The 17,822-nt window shown below is 42.9% G+C and carries 18 protein-coding genes; 15 read left to right on the plus strand and 3 right to left on the minus strand.

The genetic code is table 11. From position 1 onward, the window contains the following. The first annotated feature begins 23 nt into the window (after positions 1-23). The 11 genes from M3M36_RS05540 to M3M36_RS05590 all read left to right on the plus strand — a co-directional run bounded on the left by M3M36_RS05540 (position 24) and on the right by M3M36_RS05590 (position 8,661). Entirely contained in the window at positions 24-929 is a 906-nt protein-coding gene (locus M3M36_RS05540; RefSeq protein ID WP_252773593.1) for an ATPase, T2SS/T4P/T4SS family, read from the plus strand. A 3-nt stretch (positions 930-932) separates the two neighbouring features. Continuing rightward, complete coding sequence (locus M3M36_RS05545; RefSeq protein ID WP_252773594.1) at positions 933-1,967, plus strand: type II secretion system F family protein; 1,035 nt, start codon at positions 933-935, stop codon at positions 1,965-1,967. 221 nt (positions 1,968-2,188) lie between these two features. Next, the gene (gene comGC, locus M3M36_RS05550; protein WP_252774427.1) at positions 2,189-2,512 is read left to right on the plus strand and encodes a competence type IV pilus major pilin ComGC; all 324 of its coding nucleotides are present in this window, start codon (positions 2,189-2,191) and stop codon (positions 2,510-2,512) included. Next, positions 2,496-2,894: a hypothetical protein gene (locus M3M36_RS05555; RefSeq protein WP_252773595.1), complete on the plus strand. Its 399-nt coding sequence runs from the start codon at positions 2,496-2,498 to the stop codon at positions 2,892-2,894. Before comGC ends, M3M36_RS05555 begins: the two co-directional genes overlap by 17 nt. 34 nt (positions 2,895-2,928) lie before the next feature. Continuing rightward, positions 2,929-3,129, plus strand: a complete 201-nt coding sequence (locus M3M36_RS05560; RefSeq protein ID WP_252773596.1) for a hypothetical protein — start codon at positions 2,929-2,931, stop codon at positions 3,127-3,129. Further along, on the plus strand, positions 3,110-3,574 hold the full coding sequence (locus tag M3M36_RS05565; RefSeq protein ID WP_252773597.1) for a hypothetical protein: 465 nt from the start codon (positions 3,110-3,112) through the stop codon (positions 3,572-3,574). Before M3M36_RS05560 ends, M3M36_RS05565 begins: the two co-directional genes overlap by 20 nt. Next, the gene (locus tag M3M36_RS05570; protein ID WP_252773598.1) at positions 3,564-3,884 is read left to right on the plus strand and encodes a hypothetical protein; all 321 of its coding nucleotides are present in this window, start codon (positions 3,564-3,566) and stop codon (positions 3,882-3,884) included. The genes M3M36_RS05565 and M3M36_RS05570 overlap by 11 nt, the downstream gene beginning before the upstream one ends. Before the next feature lie 37 nt (positions 3,885-3,921). Continuing rightward, a complete protein-coding gene (locus M3M36_RS05575; RefSeq protein ID WP_252773599.1) occupies positions 3,922-4,926 on the plus strand; it encodes a class I SAM-dependent methyltransferase in 1,005 nt (334 codons plus the stop codon). Between the two features lie 42 nt (positions 4,927-4,968). After that, complete coding sequence (locus tag M3M36_RS05580) at positions 4,969-6,201, plus strand: acetate/propionate family kinase (protein WP_252773600.1); 1,233 nt, start codon at positions 4,969-4,971, stop codon at positions 6,199-6,201. 171 nt (positions 6,202-6,372) lie between these two features. Next, positions 6,373-7,590 (plus strand): glycoside hydrolase family 73 protein, encoded by a 1,218-nt coding sequence (locus tag M3M36_RS05585; RefSeq protein WP_252773601.1) that lies wholly within the window; start codon positions 6,373-6,375, stop codon positions 7,588-7,590. 126 nt (positions 7,591-7,716) lie between these two features. Further along, positions 7,717-8,661 (plus strand): GRP family sugar transporter, encoded by a 945-nt coding sequence (locus tag M3M36_RS05590; protein ID WP_252773602.1) that lies wholly within the window; start codon positions 7,717-7,719, stop codon positions 8,659-8,661. Between the two features lie 143 nt (positions 8,662-8,804). On the opposite strand, the gene greA is transcribed toward M3M36_RS05590, so the two are convergent. After that, positions 8,805-9,296 (minus strand): transcription elongation factor GreA, encoded by a 492-nt coding sequence (greA, locus tag M3M36_RS05595; protein WP_252773603.1) that lies wholly within the window; start codon positions 9,294-9,296, stop codon positions 8,805-8,807. 62 nt (positions 9,297-9,358) lie between these two features. Continuing rightward, positions 9,359-11,989: a YfhO family protein gene (locus tag M3M36_RS05600; RefSeq protein WP_256470321.1), complete on the minus strand. Its 2,631-nt coding sequence runs from the start codon at positions 11,987-11,989 to the stop codon at positions 9,359-9,361. Between the two features lie 99 nt (positions 11,990-12,088). Between M3M36_RS05600 and M3M36_RS05605 the strand changes: the two genes are divergently transcribed. Beyond that, positions 12,089-14,128, plus strand: coding sequence for a peptidoglycan D,D-transpeptidase FtsI family protein (locus tag M3M36_RS05605; protein ID WP_252773605.1), 2,040 nt, complete (start codon positions 12,089-12,091; stop codon positions 14,126-14,128). Positions 14,129-14,208: 80 nt separating this feature from the next. Here the strand turns inward: M3M36_RS05605 and M3M36_RS05610 are convergent, their stop codons facing one another. After that, positions 14,209-14,613: a Fur family transcriptional regulator gene (locus M3M36_RS05610; RefSeq protein ID WP_252773606.1), complete on the minus strand. Its 405-nt coding sequence runs from the start codon at positions 14,611-14,613 to the stop codon at positions 14,209-14,211. A gap of 256 nt (positions 14,614-14,869) precedes the next feature. Here M3M36_RS05610 and M3M36_RS05615 point away from each other — a divergent pair, with 256 nt between their 5' ends. The 3 genes from M3M36_RS05615 to M3M36_RS05625 all read left to right on the plus strand — a co-directional run bounded on the left by M3M36_RS05615 (position 14,870) and on the right by M3M36_RS05625 (position 17,765). Beyond that, positions 14,870-15,544, plus strand: coding sequence for a VIT1/CCC1 transporter family protein (locus M3M36_RS05615; protein ID WP_252773607.1), 675 nt, complete (start codon positions 14,870-14,872; stop codon positions 15,542-15,544). Positions 15,545-15,558: 14 nt separating this feature from the next. Then, on the plus strand, positions 15,559-16,275 hold the full coding sequence (locus M3M36_RS05620; protein WP_252773608.1) for a VIT1/CCC1 transporter family protein: 717 nt from the start codon (positions 15,559-15,561) through the stop codon (positions 16,273-16,275). Between the two features lie 122 nt (positions 16,276-16,397). After that, the gene (locus M3M36_RS05625; RefSeq protein WP_420842361.1) at positions 16,398-17,765 is read left to right on the plus strand and encodes an FAD-dependent oxidoreductase; all 1,368 of its coding nucleotides are present in this window, start codon (positions 16,398-16,400) and stop codon (positions 17,763-17,765) included. Positions 17,766-17,822: the final 57 nt, after the last annotated feature.

Raw genomic sequence — 17,822 nt, forward strand, 5'->3', positions numbered from 1 at the left:
CATGAACGGGCAGACCCCGCGGATTGGATTCAAGCCGTTTTAACCTGGGTCAGACGAAAAAGGTAGCTGATTTTTATTTTTTACCAGCAGAGGGCAATGATTATCAGGTTCGTGGGCAAATTCTGGGCGTAGTCAGACCCCTCGCAGTGATGCAAGCGGACTTTGGGAAACGGGTTTTGGCCGTGATTAAGTACCGGGCAGGTTTAAATTTGGCTGAAAGTCGACGTCCACAATTGGGCCGTTTTGATTTTGGCCGGGGCTTTGTCCGTGTCTCAACCGTTGGCGACTTTTTGGGACAAGAGAGTGCCGTTTTACGGCTAATTTATCCTAATCTAGCGCAAAATCGCTGGTTTGACCCAGCTGTATTTGAAGATTTAGTAACTGAAAAAATCACTGCGGGTCTCTATCTGGTCGCCGGCCCCACTGGATCAGGCAAAATCAGTACCCTTTATCGTTTGTTGGCAGCTTGGTCACCAGGGAAAGTCGTTTTAACAGTCGAAGATCCAGTTGAAATTTATCAGCCAGCCTTTTTGCAATTACAAGTTAACGAACAGGCTGGGATCGATTACCAATCCTTAATTAAGGTGGCTTTGCGCCATCGGCCGGACTTATTGGTGATTGGTGAGATTCGTGATGCTAAAACTGCTCAGGCTGCCCTGCAAGCGGCCTTAGCCGGTCATTTGGTTTTAAGCACTCTGCATGCTAATTCGGAGCTTGCTGTTTTCGATCGTTTGTTAAACCTCGGTCTTGACCATCAATTACTGAATCAAGCCTTGGTCAAAACGATTTATCAGCGTTTGCTCCCGGGATTAGATGGTCAGTTAGGTGTTGTTTGCGGGGTGGTTAATTGGAGGGCGGGTGAAGTGATTCGTCATCTCTCCTATGCAGAAAATTTAAAGCGCTATCAACAAGAAAATCAGGAGGTTTAATCGATGCGTAGAAAACGAAAAAATCGCTTTGCCGAAAGTGACCAAGTTCTTTTCTTAGCCGAACTTGGGGAGTTGACGGCATCTGGTTATGCCTTATCACTGAGTCTCGATGTTTTAGCGAGTGCACATCCAAGCTGGCAGAAACGGCTATTGACCATCCGAGGCCAGTTGGAACATGGTCATCCATTAGCTACTAGTTTGGGAATGGTTTTAACTCCTTCGATTGGAATTTATCTTGATTTGGGGCAGTCGCATGGTAATTTTGACCAAACGCTGATAGCGTTAGCGAGCAACTTTGATCATGTGTTGCGCTATAAGCAAAGGCTCCGTCAAATTTTAACTTATCCGGTGATTTTATTGGTCTTTTTGCTATCCCTGGTGGTGGGGATGGAGACGTATCTTTATCCGATTTTTCATGCCTTGTCGGCTGGGCAAGAGGGAAGGCAGGGCACAGGCAGCAATCCTGCTCTCTTTTCTTTGCATGTTTTAGTCTTTTTCTTTGTGTTTTTTTTAGCCATGATGGTTGTCCTGCTTTTTTGGCTGAAGCATTTATCACCACTGCAACGAATCCAAGTTTTCACTCGAGTGCCCTTTTTAGGGACACTCGTGCAGACACTCTTAACTTATTTGTTAGCGGAGCATCTTGGGATTTTGTTGTTAGCAGGACACACGTTGCCAAATGTGATTGACCGTTTTGCTGCTTTAGCCACTAAGAAAAATGGCTTAGTTGTGGCCATTGCTAAACGGGCCCAAGAAGCCGTGCAGAGTGGCCAGACTTTGCAAAGCTGGATTAATGAGCAGGGCTATTTGAAAAAGTCACTAGCAACTTATTTAGACAGAGGGTTTACTGGACCGATACTTGGTACCTACTTGACTTATTATGCTAAGAGCGAATTTCAACGGTTTGATCGCCAAACTAGTCAATTATTGGGTCTAATTCAGCCGCTCTTTTTTGCCCTGATTGGGCTAACTATTGTTTTGTTATACCTCGCAATGCTATTACCGCTGTATAAAAATTTAGGAGGAATGTCGCTATGACGCACACACTGGACCTTGCTAAGTACGCACAAACTCGAATTGGGGGACAATCTCGGTTTTCAGGAAGACCGCGAAATGGCTGTCGCTATCAAAACTTTCCGTTTAATCAAGTACGGCCCATTCATGCTTGTAACCCAAAGACTATTTGTCAACCCTATAAACGCTTTTGGCTGAAACGGGACCATCGTAAAATTAGTCAATCAAAGGCTTGCTATGCTGCAATTCGTGCTAAAAACCGACGAGTACTAACGAAACAAAAAGGATTCACGTTGATTGAAGCGACGGTTGTGCTCTTTATTATCGGTCTGTTGATGTTGCTGATTTTGCCAAACTTAACGCAACAACGCGATAAGGCGCAGCAAACTCATGCAAAGGCAATGGTCGCTACTGTACAGACACAGGTTGATTTGTACGTTAATGACCACCCAGAAAAGAAACAGGTCACAATGGCTGATTTAGCAAAGGAAAACTACCTGACCAAGGAACAGCTTGAAAAAGTTAAGGCACTGAAAATTGTAATTGCAGGTCATGAAGCTAAAATTTAAATCGTTTACCTTGGTCGAATCCGTGATTGCCCTAAGTCTGGTATCACTTTTGCTCGGACTTGGGTTGGCCTTACGACCGAAGCAAAATCAGCAGAGTTTTGAAGATTTTCAACAGCAATTTGCTGCCTATTTTCAACGAGCCCGTCTATTAGCACAAGCACAAGAGATTGAAAGTGTTCTCAATTTTCAATCAGACCGCTTGGTGATTGGTCAAGAAGTGCTTTTTTATCCAGACAACAGCAAAATTGGTCAAACAACAAAAGTCGTGATTAAGCCCAGTGGCTATGTGGCCCCAGGTCATATTTCCTGGTCTCAGGGGCAAGTAACCTGGCGTCTTATTTTTCAATTTGGAGGTGGTACCTATCGTTTTGAGAAAGTTTAGCAAATCGTCAGGGTTTGTCCTCGTTGAGGGAATCATGGCACTGACGTTAATGACAGGTGTCGTCGTTTTTGAACTAGAAACATTGCACAATTATCAGCAAAAGCAGCAGGAATTAATTTTGCAAAATCAGGTGGCCAATCAAGAAAAAAGAAAAGCATTAGAGAGATGGCAATCTTTTGTTGACCAAACACAAAAACGGAAGGAAGAGGGCAATCATGACGGTCATTGCCAGTAAAAATAACCAAAGTAGCTTTACTATGGTAGAAGCAATCATGGCCCTGGCGGTGGCCGCAATGGTCTTTGAAGCGTTAATGGTCATTTTGCCACAAAGGAAGAAGGGGCAGACACAAGATTTATCGACTGATGTTCAGGCAGCTTTAACCCAGTTAGGTCGGCAACACTATCAATTGGATCAAGTTCAAACTCGTGAAATTCATTTGAGGAAAACTAGTGGTAAGCCGGTAACGTTGAGAGTTTTCAAGAATTATTTAGTTTTGGATGGGCCACATAACGGTCGCGTATTTTTATTACGAGGAATTGACGATTTACGGGTTGAAAATTTTGGAACCTACCAGCGTTTGACTGTTTTGTCTCAGGGACACAAGAAAGCGAGCGGAATCCTCTTTTTACCCAAGACCAAGCAGACTATTGTAAGTAGAGAGGGAAAAGATGGTCAATAACCGACAACGCCAGCATCGAAACCGTCAGCCGGCTTACTTATTGTTACCCACCATTTTGACATTGACACTCATTGGCTTGATGTTTTTTTTACAAACAAAAATTTTTCACCAAAAGCTGCATACGCAATTATTGCTGCTGAAAATAACGACTATCGATACGAAACAAATTGAAGCATCACGATTGTTTTGCCAAGATAACCAACAATTTGGCCAAATTCAGGGTGATTCTTGGGTAATTGAGCCGGAGAAAAGGCAGATTAAAATTACTTCGAAAAATCAGGATTACTATCGGCCACTTTTAACCCCTTAGCCTTGTCTAGACCAGCAAAAAGGGCTAGAATAAGACCATGATAAATCGACAAATTCCTGCATATTTTGAAAAAATTGATCGAGCCGTCATGACGGTGAAAGATCAAGAAAAAACTACCAATCGAGTAGCCCTTGTAATGGCTTTAGAGAGGCTGAATAAAAAAGAAATTCTTAGCTCCGACCATGACCAATTAGCTGCTGATTCTAAAAAGGCATTACAGTCGTTAGAGGAAGTTGACTGGACAAGCTTGCCTTTTAGCGACCGACGGAACATCTTGCAACTTTTGGTTCTGAAAGCTGATCGAGAGGATAAGTTACCAGCTAACCTTCAGTTAACCCCAGATGGGATTGGTTATCTCTTGGGCGAGCTGATTTACCAAACAGCTAACCCTAATGAACAAACGAGTATCACGGACATGGTCGTTGGCACCGGCAACCTGCTATGGACAATCGTTGAAAGCTTTAGTCGCCATGGCCTTTCGGCTACCGACTCAACCGGCATTGATAACGATGAGAGTCAGCTTGCTTTGGCCAGTGAATTAGCGACCGCACTGCAAGAAGATCCAACACTGCTTTTTGGGGATGTTATTAGCTTGGCAAAAGAGAAAATCGCACCAGCTGATGTTGTAATTGGTGACTTACCAATCGGTTACTACCCGCAAGCGGCGCCGGAAAGTTTTGTCACAGCCTTTTCGGAACAAGATGGGAAATCTTATGCTCACTATTTGATGATTGAAAAATCATTAGACTTAGTGAAGGATGATGGCTGGATTTATCTCATTGTGCCAAATGATTTATTAACAGGGTCACGGCATGAGTCTATCTTGAAATTATTCTCAAAAAAGGCTCAATTAAAGGCCTTTTTAACACTGCCAGCTGAGTATTTTCAAAATCAGGAACAGGCGAAAGCTTTCTTGGTTTTGCGGAAGAAAAATGCGCTGCCAAAGCAAGAAGTTTTGATGGGACAGTATCCCTCTGTTAAGGACCAAAAGGCCTTGCAAGAATTTTTGCAAGATATCCGAGCCTGGGGTAAACTAAAGTAAGTTAGAAATGAATTAAAAAATAAAGATAGGTGGATTTTTTTCATGGCAAAGATTATGGCAGTGAATGCCGGTAGTTCTTCATTGAAGTTTCAGCTCTTAGAGATGCCACAAGAGCAAGTAATCGCCCAAGGGTTAATTGAACGAATTGGAATGGATGACGCCATTGTAACGTTCAAGTTTGCAGCCAATGATCAAGCGGCTAAAAATGATGACGTTGAGGTATCTGGTGACAAGGCTAAGTTTAAGACTGTTACTGCCATCAAGGACCACCAAGTTGCCATTAACTTGATGCTTGAAAAGTTATCAGAGTTGGATATTATTCAAGACTTTAACGAAATCGTTGGTGTTGGTCATCGCGTTGTTGCTGGTGGTGAATACTTTGATAAGTCTGTTTTGGTTAACGATGATGTCTTAGCTAAAATTGATGAATTGGCTGATTATGCACCATTGCACAACCCAGCAAATGCATTGGGAATTCGTGCCTTCCAAAAGTTATTGCCAAACGCAACTTCTGTTGCCGTCTTTGATACTTCTTTCCATCAGACAATGCCAAAGGTCAACTACCTTTATTCATTGCCTTATGAATACTATGAAAAGTATGGTGCACGTAAGTATGGTGCTCATGGAACTTCACACCGCTACGTTGCTGGCCGCGCTGCTGATATCTTAGGTAAGGATTTGAAGGACTTGAAGTTGATTACCTTGCACCTTGGGGCCGGCGCTTCAATCACGGCTGTTAAGGGTGGTAAGTCATTTGATACATCAATGGGCTTCACACCATTGGCAGGCGTGACGATGGCGACTCGTTCAGGTGATGTGGACGCTTCTTTGGTGAACTTTATTCAAACCAAGGAAAACTTGTCAAATGAAGAAATGTTGACCATTTTGAACAAAAAGTCAGGGTTGCAAGGGATTTCACAGGTCTCAAGTGACATGCGTGACCTTTTGGCTGCTCGTAAGGATAATGAACAGGCTGACTTGGCCATTAAAATCTTTGTTGACCGTGTTGTTCGCTACATTGGTCAGTACATTGCTGAAATGGGTGGTGCTGATGCCCTGGTCTTTACTGCCGGAATTGGTGAAAATGCTGATTGGGTTCGAGAAGAAATTGTTGACCGTCTAGGGTACTTTGGTATTAAGATTGACCAGGATAAGAACACTGGTTGCCGTGAAGAGGCTGATGTTTCAGCTGCCGATGCAAAGATTAAGACACTGGTTGTGCCAACTGATGAAGAGTTGATGATTGCTCGTGATGTGCAAGAATTGATGGCCTAATTGTATAATGACTTAGCCAAAAGAAAACATAATGAGTACAGCGTTATCGCACTCATTATGTTTTTTATTATATTTTCTTAGCAAGGGGAGTATACTAAGAGTTACTGGTTAAATTCCCGTACAAATCGAGTTGACCAGGCGAAATAAGATTGAAGATTGGAAACATTACAAATGGAATTTGAAAAACGTCGGCAATCGTCAAAGAAAACAAAAAAACATAGTTGGCGGTTCCGAATTATCATGATCCTATTCGTTTTGCTATTGGCAGCAGGTGGGGTCTTCTGGTTCAATCGCCAAGGATATCAGGCTAAGAATCCAAATGACACCACGGTAACAATGGTGACAGTCAAGGATAAGGCGAGCGTCAAGCAAATCGGTGCCCAGTTACAAAAAGAGGGGATTATCCGCAACAGTCACTACTTTGTTAGTTATGCAAATAAGTATGGGGCTAAGAATATTGCGGGTGGCACTTATCCGTTGTCACAGGTTCAAGATATCGCTGAGATTTATCAAGAATTAACAGAGGGTTCTGGAGCTGAACCGGTCTTGTCTTCTGACTATACCTTTATTTCAAATACGAAGACAGCAGATCAGACAGCACAAACGATTGCTGATGCCGCTGGTGTATCAAAGTCTGATTTATTGGCTGCCTATAGTGATAGTGATTTGATGGCGCAGGCTAAGAAGGAATATCCACAGTTATTCTTAAACGCCAAGAGTGACCAAACTTTGTATGATTTCGTTTACCCAGGAATCTATCGTTTCAAGAAAGAAAAGTCGGCTAAAGACTTGGTCATGACCATGTTGAAACAGACGAATAAGACCTTAAAGCCGTACTATGCCCAGTTGAAGGCCAATAAAATTCCAGCATCAACTGCTATTTTACTGGCAGAAAATGGTGGTAAGAAAGAATTTGATCGTCGTTTAGCCTTTATTAAAAAGATTGCGCCATACAGCCAGAATCTGCAATCCCAGTATGGGATCTTGGCATCAATTTCAATCGCTCAGGCCATCCATGAATCAAACTGGGACGATTCTGCGTTGTCATCAAAGTATAATAATTATTATGGTGTGAAGACGGATGATACTACGGCTGGTAAATCAGTCGTTTTGCAGACTCAAGAAGTTGAAAACGGTCAAACGGTGACGAAGAATGCTCGCTTTGCAGTTTATGATTCTTATCAAGATTCGATGAAAGCGCACGCTAAGACAATCGCCAATGGCAATACTTGGAATGCTAACCAGTTTGCTGATGTTTTGGCCGCTAAAAATTACAAGGATGCTGCTCAAGCATTGTCAACTGATGGTTATGCTACAGACCCTAGTTATCCAAAGCTGATTATCCAAATTATTGAAAATTGGAACTTAGCTCAGTACGATAAAAATTAACCTTTGAAAGCCTGCTTTGTCAGGCTTTTTATTATTTTTTGAAATTTTTTTGTAAAAAAAGTTGTGTAACCGTTTACATTCGTGTAGAATATAGCTTGTAAGATAAGTGAAAGGAACTTAAACATTATGAACTTTGCAATTTTAATTGCCTTGCTCCCAGCTTTATTCTGGGGTTCAGTTGGGCTTGTATCAACAAAGATGGGCGGATCAGCCTCACAACAAACTTTTGGAATGTCAATCGGAGCATTGATTTTCGGAATGCTGACACTCTTCGGTTTTGTATTGCCACATGGCTTCTACCTTGGTTCTGAAATTTGGGTTGTTGGTATTTTATCAGGATTGGTTTGGGCCATGGGAATGGTTTTCCAGTTTTTGCTCTTCAAAGAAATGGGTGTTTCATTAGGAATGCCTTTGTCAACAGCCGGCCAAATTATCATGAACGCCTTGTTGGCTGCCACTCTCTTGGGCGAGTGGGAGAACGCAGCTATGTGGATTGTCGGGGTTATCTCGATTGCCCTAGTTGTGACTGGTGCGACCTTTATTTCAAAGCCAGATAAGACTGCAGCAACGCCTTCAAAAATCGATGCTAAGGGAATCTTCTACTTAGTCATGTCAACTGCGGGCTTCATGCTTTACTTCGTTTTGCCTAACTTTTTGTCAAAGATTGGTTATATCTCAGAAGATATTAAGTCTGCTGGCCATGGCTTGAATTATATGACGGCGATCGTTGGTCCTCAGGCCATTGGTCAGGTTATTGGTTCACTGATTATCGTGCTCTTTGTTTTCCGCGAAGGAAAGCAAATGTTCTCAAAGCCAACTTGGAAGAACTTGCTAACTGGTTTGGTTTGGGCCTTTGGAAATATCTTCATGTTCGTTTCATCTGCTAACCCAGCCGTTGGTCAAACAATTGCCACTGCTTTGTCACAGTTGAGTATCGTAGTTGGTACCTTTGGTGGTATCTACATCCTGCATGAAAAGAAGACTTCTACTCAAATGAAGTTTATCATTGCCGGAACGCTCTTGGTGTTGGTTGGTGCCATCTTGATTGGTAACATTCACTCCTTTTCATAATTCATTAATTGATTACCATCAGCAACATAATATAAATCAAAAAGGCAGGCGCTTCCAAGAAGGGAAGGGCCTGCCTTTTACTTTGCTGATTTTACCTTAATATTAGAAAAAACCACTCAATTTGCTTTGAGTGGTTTTTTGACTTAGTCTTGCTTTGCCTTAACAGACAAGATTTCAACTTGAATTTCAACGTTGTTAGGTAACGGCACCTTGACAGTGTCGCCCTTATGCTTGCCAAGCAAGGCAGCAGCCATTGGTGATTCATTTGAAATTTTACCAGCCATTGGGTCTGCTTCAACAGAACCAACGATGGTATAGGTTTCGGGATCTTCATCTGGCAGTTCCTTGAAGGTTACTTCCTTACCCAACGTTACTTCATCGCTGTCAGAGTTGTCAGCTGAAATGATTTCAGCGTTTTCAATCATCTTGCGAACAGTAACAATCCGTCCTTCAACAAAGGCTTGTTCGTCCTTCGCTGATTGGTATTCAGAGTTTTCAGACAAGTCGCCGTAGGAACGTGCGATTTGAATGCGGTTAGTAATTTCTGGACGTTGCTTGGTGATTAAGTCGTCAAGCTCCGCTTGCAATTTGTCACGACCTGCGGCCGTCATTGGGAATTTTTTTTCTTCCGCCATGGTTCTCTTCCTTTCAGTGCCATGTAGCACAAAAAATACAGCACGTTGAATATATCACGGTCCTAGCCTCGGCGCAAGGTTTCTCGTCGATTCTTTTTAAAGGATGCAGCGGCAGCGATTAAGAGGGCTGTTAGGATTGATAAAAAGAGACCGGGAACTAGCAGCGGTGGTGTATAGCTTAAGGTCAAACGATGTTTACCAGGGCTTGTTGGGATCGCAATCAGACCTTGGAGCACCGTCTTTGTTTTGACCACCTTGCCATCAACCTTGGCCTGCCAACCCGAGGCAGCTGGAATACTAGTCATAATTAAGGGCTGGTCGGCTGTTGTGACAATCGTACCACTAATTTTGCGTGAGTTGGCTTTTTTAATGGTCAGTGAGTGCTGCTTTAGTTTTGCTAGATCCTGGTTAACGGCTTGCTGATCGAAGTAGTAGATGGCAAAGTCGTCAAGGTAACGCGAATCGGCGCCAGCATTTAAGGTAATCGTTAAGATTTGAGTCTGGCCCTGCTTGTTGGTATTGAGATTCAAGGCCACAGTATGGTCATATGAACTTGACTGGGTCAGAAGTTCACCATTTAGTCGGAGGTCGACTGAATCGAGGTTGATTGCACCACCAATATTAAGATAGTAAGAATCATTAGTTGTTGGTGTGTAAGCTAAGGTTAAGACGGCTTTCTGATCTTTATTGACCTTTTGAATTGTCCCACCGGTCAAATCTGCTGTCGTTGTTAGGTTTTCAGTTTTGAGTACTCGGAAAGGCTCTCGGTATAGTAATTGCTGCTTTGATTGACCGGCAAGATTGGCGAGGAGGTTGGCTTGGTTGACTAGGGGATAACGTAGGGATAGTGGGGTAGTCAAGGCTTGATTTGAAGCTGCATAGGCGAGGCTGAGAGCTGTTGGATTCTCTTTTAGCGCCCAATTCTTGCCACTGGCAACGGTTTTTTGTTGATCGTAGTCGGGCCGATTGCTTTGCTTCAAATAAGCAGCACTAGTATTTAGGTGGCCAGTTGTTTTGATAAAGTATTTAAAGGCTAGCAGGGAATCTGTGATGGTCGTTCCATTAACATAGGAAATTTTTGAATCGCCTTCGATTTGGCCGATGTTTTGGTAAAACTTACCTGTAGTGGCAGGGAGCAGGGATGAAAAATGGCTGCCGGCCTTAAAATTAGCCGAAAAGCTATCGTTATTGGTCCGACTGAGGCCCTGGCTAATGCGATACCAAGAATTATCGTGTTGAGTGGCTGCCTTGGAAACCGCTGTGAGTCGAGTGACACCAGCCTCATAGGTGGCCTTTGTTAGATAGGAAAGATTGTTTAACGTTTTACCGGCATTGAAAATCAGGTAACCCGTGGTCACAATCAATAGGAGTAACATCTTCACTTGCTTATCGTCGTCTAGCACAATTAAAATTAGGATTGTTAAAAGATAACCGCAGAGAAAGCCGAGAAGGGCGTTTTTATCTAGGTAAGAAACTTTCAGCAACTGGCTAGATCCCCAAATTGTCAGCGCTAAAACAGCCACAAGGTAAAAAGTACGGGCGAGCAGGCCGGGCTGCCAAGTTGGTTGAAAACCCTTGGCAGCTAAGACAATTAAAAAGAAAGAAATTAAAAAAGAGAACCGAGCTGGATACCAAACGGGGTACTGTCCGCCATGGAAAAGTAAGATCAATGGCGCAAAGGTCGTTGCCAAAATTAAAATCACTAAGATGAGGCCGGCCATCAATTTCTCGCGAAGTAAAACCTTCTTGCTAGCAAAAAAGGCCCAGAGGGCAATTAAAATTAATGGTGCTACTAAAAAATTAGCTTGACCGGTTTGCATTTGATCAAAATCAAAGGACCCCGGCATTAACTTCAGAAATAATAAGAGCGGGTTATTATCAAATTTGAATAACCAGGTGGAATTGTGGGTCGTTTTCCCCATCTTTAGTTGGGCATAGGTTGGTAGCCAGAGCCAAGCGGTTAACAAAATGCTTAAGAGTCCTGATTTTACCAATGTGAAAATGATTTTTAGCCGATTTTTGTTTTGACTATCAAGGAGGCGAAAGGGCACGTAAAGAAATAAGAAGAGCCCCACCATCCAAGCGATGTAATAGTTGGTGATAATCGTTGCCACCAACATTGCTAAAAAGGCTCCAGAACCATGGTGAGCCAGAAGTCGTTCCAATGAAAGAATCAGCAAAGGGAAAATGGCAGCGGTATCCAGCCACAGCAAGTTTAAATCGTTAGCGATAAACCAGGCTGAGAGCGGGTAATTAATGGCGAAAATCAGAATCCAGTAGCCCGATAACCAATTCATCTTCTTAATTAAAAGCGCCATGGAAAAGCCGGCCAAACCAATTTTTAAAACGGTAACGACTAGACTCCAAATCGGCATGGTCTTCGTTGAGGCGAGTAAGAAGAGTAGGTTAAATGGTGACATTAAATAATAAGACCACTCACCAACCATGTCACCACCAATTCCGGATGAAAAGGAATAAAAAAAGGCAGATGGGTCAGATAGAAGCGTATGCTTAAACTGAATAAAGTAATCCAGGTATTGCTGGCCTAAATCAACCGTTAAAATGGTTGATGAACCAAAGGGGGTCATCCCGCGACCAGCAAAATAAGCAGTCATTAAAATAACTGGAATCAGAAAAGAAAGTGTGACTGGAGAAAAAAGGTATTTTTGAGCGATTTGTCTGTAATTATTCATGCCTCTAGAATAACAAAATTCGGTTGAAATTTAGCGATAAATTCGCTTTTTATGGTAAAGTAGAGAGAATCATAATGAACATAAATAGAAAGAATTCAAATGAAGCGCAATCCTTACCTTGAAGACCGTGATAAAAATGATGCTCGAGCCAACTTGCCGTCCCGGCTAAAGTTACTTTTAGGCGTCGTCATTGCTTTAACATTGGCATTGATTATTCAATTGGCCTTTTTGACAATCAAACAGGGGCCAGCCTTTGAAACAGAGGTGAGCAAGTCTGATGAAACAGTTGAATTAGGCAGTGCTCAGCGTGGCCTGATATATGATAGTACCGGAAAAGTCATTACTGGCAATAAACCCGAGGCAGCTATTACCTATACGAGAGGTAAATTAACGACTTCGACCCAGATTGCTAAGATTGCCAAGACGCTATCAAAGTATATTTCAATCGATACTAGTCGTTTAAGTGACCGGGCGAAGGCCGATTACTACCTCGCGACAAACCCAACACAAGCGACAAAGATTCAAACGAAGTTACAAAAGCAATATGGGAAGACTGCTGATAGTTGGTCGTCTACTCAATTAAGTACTTACCAAGCTCAGTACGTGATGAATCATAATCTGGACAAGGATATTGATGCCAATCAGGCAATGATTTTCCAAAAGATGTCAGGAGCCTATGCGTTATCGACAACTTATATCCAAGAATCAGGTGTTTCTGATAAGGCTCAGGCTGAAATTGGCGAACGGTTGTCCGATATGCCTGGTATCAAGATTGGTGAGTCTTTCTCTCGTGATTATCCTGAAGGTAATGATTTCGAACCAATGGTTGGTACGGTAACCAATGAATCGACTGGTTTGCCGGAAGACAGGTTGCACATACTATTGGCACAGGGTTATTCACAAAATGAACCAGTTGGTAGCTTTGCTCTTGAGAAGCAGTATGAATCGTTATTGAAGGGATCACCGTCGCAAACGGTCATTTCGACGATGAATGGTGTCAAGAGTTCTGATATTAAGTACGAAGGGCAGGCTGGTGACTCTTTGAAGTTGACGATTAACTCTGCCTTTCAAAAGAAAGTACAACAAATTTTGGAAGATAATTTACCTGGTGGTGATGTGCAGGGGGCTTATGCGACTGTTATTAATCCCTATACTGGCGCAATTTATGCCATGGGTGGGGTTAGTCGTGATAGTAAAACTGGAACGAAGACGGCTAATCCGTTAGGAAATATTAATGCTGCCATCGTCATGGGGTCTGTTGTGAAGCCAGCCATTCTAGCCACTGGTTTCCAAAAGGGTGTGGTCACACCAACAAACAATACGATGTATGATCAGGCGATTAAGATTCAAGGAACGCCAAACATTACTTCGTACTGGAACCAGGGCGGTAGTCCGGTTGCCGTTGATGCACCAACGGCCTTGGAGCGGTCTTCGAACACCTATTTCGTTCAATTAGGAATGAAAATTGGTGGCCAGACTTATTCTCCCGGTGAACAGTTGAAGCTTCGTTCGGATGCTTTCCAAACGTTGCGCAATGGTTTGGCACAGTTTGGCTTAGGGACAAAGACTGGGATTGATATTGATGGCGAAACAGCCGGTTATCGTGGACCGACAAGTGGTGCTAATATTGGAAAATATTTGTACGAATCATTCGGGCAGTACGATTCCTACACGACAATGCAATTGGCCCGTTACGTTTCGGTCATCGCCAATGGTGGCTACTTAGTTCAGCCACACTTGGTTGGCTCGGTCTTGCAAAGTGATGTTTCGGGTAAGAACCAAAAGACCGTTTGGACGGCGCAGCCACAACTTCAAGGTCAAGTTTCTTTGACGACTGACCAGTGGAACGTCATTAAGAATGGAATGTACCGAGTGGCCAACGGTTCGGATCCGCATAACACGGGCTCTAGTTTGCACGGCTTGTCGCCAGAGGTCTATGCTAAGACCGGAACTGCTGAAACAACGACCAATGGTCATTCAACTTATACTGAATCAATGGTGGCTTATGTTCCTGGTCAACCATTTGCTATGTCTTTGGCTATTCCAGGATTGAATTCCTATCTGGATGGAACGAATGGTCGTATCTCAAAGGAAATTATTAATGCCTTCTGGGATACTGTCATGAATAAGCCAAGTTAAAATGACTTAAAAGACAAGCGGCATCAAAAAAACCAGTACTGAAATTTTTCAGTACTGGTTTTTTGTGTTGCAATTGTTAATTAGTCGTTTACATTTGGTTTGACGCCATACAAGTCAATTCGATACTCAGTAATTTTTAAACCGGTTGCAGCTTGGGCAGCCTTGATCAAGGGCGCAGGGTCAAAGTTAGCTGCATCGATAATCTCGTTAGTCTGCGTATTAATAACGTGATAATGGGGATGAGAAGCGGCATCATAGTGACGCTTACCATCTGAAATTCCCTCAATCACGACGACTAATTTAGCATTAACAAATTTCTCTAAAGTATTATAAACAGTTGCTAGAGAAATATCTGGTAAATCATTATGAATCATTTCCGCCGTAGGGTGGGTATCGTGACTCATCATGTACTCTAGTAAGGTCAACCGTTGATTAGTTGCCTTAAGTTTGTGTTCTTGTAAAACGGATTTCAGCTGATCAAGCATATTTTCCCCTCCTAATGTATCGAATACATTACGATTATAACATGTGCTTAGAACAATTCAAAGACTTCTTGTCAAATATTTTAAAATTTGTAGTTATTTGCCAGAATTATTCTTAACTAATTATATAAATAAGAATAAAGTGGACATTAATGACTTAGAAAAGATACTTATTTGAACTGATAGATATGCTTGACAAACGAAAACGGAGCTGATAAACTATATTAGAACAATTCTTAATTAAGGGGGATTATTGAGAATGAAAAAGAAATCATTAATGGCCCAAAACAACTTGGTTCGTGCGGGCGTCATGGGAGGCAATGATGGGATTTTATCGGTTGCCGGGATCATTATTGGTGTTGCCGGTGCGGGCCAGAGCTTAACGGCCGTAATGCTATCTGGTTTTGCCGGAACGCTAGCCGGTATGGTCTCGATGGCGATGGGGGAGTATGTCTCGGTTGAATCGTCCAGGGATGCTCAGGATCGGGCTCGAAAAGAAGAATCGAAGGTTTTAGACCAAGATTACGACAAAGAATTTAATTTTGTCAAAGACAAGTATCAAGCTGATGGCATTTCAGCTCAGATGGCTTTGCAGGCGACAAAAGAAATGATGGCAAAGGATCCTTTAGAAACAATGGTGCGTGAACGCTTTGGTTTTTCGTTAAATTCCAAGGTTTCTGCGGGTGGTGCTGCTATCGTCTCTTTTTTCGCCTTCCCAACCGGAGCAGCCTTTCCAATGACATTGATGGGCTTAGCAAAACCAGAGTGGCGGATTGCAGCGACCTTTTTAGCAGTCTTAGTGGCATTATTAATTACGGGTTATTTAGCTGCCGTGATTAATGGTGCTAACCGCATGCGAGGCGCCCTAAGGAACCTTGTCGCGGGAATATTAACGATGGCTGTGACGTTAGCAATCGGTTCACTCTTTCGCTAATGGAGAAGAAAAAGATGAAAAATGTTTGCAGTAGAGTTACTGATCGTTTTGAGAAAAAAAAGAACGGTCAAACCATGGAAGAGCGGCTAAATGCGATTCGAGCCGGAATCCTCGGTTCAAACGACGGCATTTTAACCGTTGTTGGTGTTGTTTTCTCAGTTGCGGCAGCGACAACCAACCGGCTGGTCATCGTCATTGCCGCCTTGTCGGACTTACTGGCCTGTGCCTTATCAATGGGATCGGGTGAGTTTGCAGCCGTTTCCTCGCAGTCTGATAGTGAGCGGGTTGCCGTTGATCGTGAACGTGTGGCGCTAAAAGAAGACTTTGATGAACAGTTGACAATAGTTCAAGCCTATTATGAAGACCGGGGTGTGACAACCGTAACAGCCAAGGCCATTGCGATTGAATTGTTAGCACAAAAACCATTAGAAACGATTTTATCTGTTAAATATGATATGACCCTTGGTCATTACGTTTCACCAATTGAAGCCTCTTTTGCTTCAACATTCTCGGCAGCTCTTGGTGGTGCCTTACCATTGCTGGCGTTACTCTTATCACCAATGAAGTATCAATATATTGCAGCAATTTTGGCAACGGTAATGGCGGTTTCTTTGACCGGTCTTATTTCGGCTCTCTTATCGAAGGGAATGGTGAAACGAGCGATTATCAGAAATATTTGGATTGGGCTTTTAACGATTGTGATTCACTTTAGCATTGGTCAGCTATTTTAAAACAAGGGGTCCTAAAAATGGTCTAACTGAAATTTTTTAAAAAAGTCTTGGCTTCACGCTGAAAAAATTTTATAATGTATGTGAAGTTTTGTTATAGCAAATTGATGTTATTTTAACGGAGGATGAAAATGAAAGTTGTTGTTGTTGGTGCCTCTCATGGTGGTCATGAAGCCGCACATGAAGCTTTAACTAGGTACCCAGATGCACAAGTTACTGTTTATGAAGCAGGCGACTTTGTGTCCTTTATGTCTTGTGGAATGGAATTATTCTTAGAAGACAAGGTGACAAACCGTGATGATGTTCGCAACTTTAAGCCGGCTGATTTGGAAAAGTTTGGTGGCAAAGTTTTGACGCAACATGAAGTGACTGGGATTGATACGGATGCTAAGAAGGTAACCGTTAAGAACTGGGCGACCGGTGAAGTTTTGGAAGACTCATATGATAAGTTGATTTTGTCTTCTGGTGTAATGCCAGCGACAATCCCAGTACCTGGTGCTGATTTGGATAATGTTTATCTGATGCGTGGTCGTGATTGGGCAACTAAGATTTACGATAAGTTGCACGATGATGCTGTTTCTTCCGTTGTTGTCGTTGGAACTGGTTACATTGGAATCGAAGCTGCTGAAGTCTTTGCGAAGGCAGGCAAGCAGGTCACAGTCATTGACTTGATTGACCGCCCATTGGGGAATTACCTTGATGCTGAATTAGCTGAAAAGGTCCGGGTTGAATTGGAAAAGAATGGAGTGAACTTGCACCTCGGTCATACGGTTGCTGCTTTTGAGGGCGATGGTACGTTGGCCAAGGTCAAGGACGATGCCGGTCAAGTGTTTGATGCTGATTTGGCAATTGTTGCGGCTGGGGTGAAGCCAAATACGAAGTACTTGCAAGGAACAATCGACTTAGACCAACGTGGTTGGATTAAGACGGATCCATACTTGCGAACATCTGCCGAGGATGTCTACGCGATTGGTGATGCAATCTTGCCACTCTTTGCTCCAGCTGGCCAGCCAGCACCGATTGCTTTGGCTTCAACTGCTCGTCGCGAAGCACGCTATGTAATCGAAACGATGACGATGGATAAGCCTGCTCGTTCATTTGCTGGTGTCAATGGTTCATCCGCTTTGCCAGTCTTTGATTACAACCTGGCAACAACCGGTGTGAACGCCAATAATGCCGCTAAGATGAACTTAGAAATTGCTTCCTCATTGTATGAAGCGACCATCCGACCTGAATTCGTCAAGGAAGGGAACCCAGAAATTAGTGTTAAGCTGATTTTCAACCCTAAGACGCATGCGATTTTGGGTGGCCAGGTCTTGTCAAAGGCCGAAGTTACCGCCCATGCGAACACGATTGCCTTAGCAATTAAGGGCAAGATGACCTTGGAAGACTTGGCCGAAGCCGACTTCTTCTTCCAGCCTGGTTATGACCGTCAATGGTCTGTCTTAAACTTGGCAGCCCAGACTGCTTTGGGTCAAATTCCATCTGTTTAACTTTAAAATTAGCTTTTTTCAACTTAAAAAGACCTCAAACTGTGAGGTCTTTTTGCT

Source organism: Fructobacillus americanaquae (genome assembly GCF_024029775.1).
Lineage (GTDB): Bacteria > Bacillota > Bacilli > Lactobacillales > Lactobacillaceae > Fructobacillus > Fructobacillus americanaquae.

Excerpts from the sequence above, each read along its gene's own strand:
- M3M36_RS05545 (WP_252773594.1), top strand. The coding sequence starts at position 933 with ATGCGTAGAAAACGAAAAAATCGCTTTGCCGAAAGTGACCAAGTTCTT.
- M3M36_RS05555 (WP_252773595.1), top strand. The coding sequence starts at position 2,496 with ATGAAGCTAAAATTTAAATCGTTTACCTTGGTCGAATCCGTGATTGCC.
- M3M36_RS05560 (WP_252773596.1), top strand. The coding sequence starts at position 2,929 with ATGGCACTGACGTTAATGACAGGTGTCGTCGTTTTTGAACTAGAAACA.
- M3M36_RS05565 (WP_252773597.1), top strand. The coding sequence starts at position 3,110 with ATGACGGTCATTGCCAGTAAAAATAACCAAAGTAGCTTTACTATGGTA.
- M3M36_RS05570 (WP_252773598.1), top strand. The coding sequence starts at position 3,564 with ATGGTCAATAACCGACAACGCCAGCATCGAAACCGTCAGCCGGCTTAC.
- M3M36_RS05575 (WP_252773599.1), top strand. The coding sequence starts at position 3,922 with ATGATAAATCGACAAATTCCTGCATATTTTGAAAAAATTGATCGAGCC.
- M3M36_RS05580 (WP_252773600.1), top strand. The coding sequence starts at position 4,969 with ATGGCAAAGATTATGGCAGTGAATGCCGGTAGTTCTTCATTGAAGTTT.
- M3M36_RS05585 (WP_252773601.1), top strand. The coding sequence starts at position 6,373 with ATGGAATTTGAAAAACGTCGGCAATCGTCAAAGAAAACAAAAAAACAT.
- M3M36_RS05590 (WP_252773602.1), top strand. The coding sequence starts at position 7,717 with ATGAACTTTGCAATTTTAATTGCCTTGCTCCCAGCTTTATTCTGGGGT.
- greA (WP_252773603.1), bottom strand. The coding sequence starts at position 9,296 with ATGGCGGAAGAAAAAAAATTCCCAATGACGGCCGCAGGTCGTGACAAA.
- M3M36_RS05600 (WP_256470321.1), bottom strand. The coding sequence starts at position 11,989 with ATGAATAATTACAGACAAATCGCTCAAAAATACCTTTTTTCTCCAGTC.
- M3M36_RS05605 (WP_252773605.1), top strand. The coding sequence starts at position 12,089 with ATGAAGCGCAATCCTTACCTTGAAGACCGTGATAAAAATGATGCTCGA.
- M3M36_RS05610 (WP_252773606.1), bottom strand. The coding sequence starts at position 14,613 with ATGCTTGATCAGCTGAAATCCGTTTTACAAGAACACAAACTTAAGGCA.
- M3M36_RS05615 (WP_252773607.1), top strand. The coding sequence starts at position 14,870 with ATGAAAAAGAAATCATTAATGGCCCAAAACAACTTGGTTCGTGCGGGC.
- M3M36_RS05620 (WP_252773608.1), top strand. The coding sequence starts at position 15,559 with ATGAAAAATGTTTGCAGTAGAGTTACTGATCGTTTTGAGAAAAAAAAG.
- M3M36_RS05625 (WP_420842361.1), top strand. The coding sequence starts at position 16,398 with ATGAAAATGAAAGTTGTTGTTGTTGGTGCCTCTCATGGTGGTCATGAA.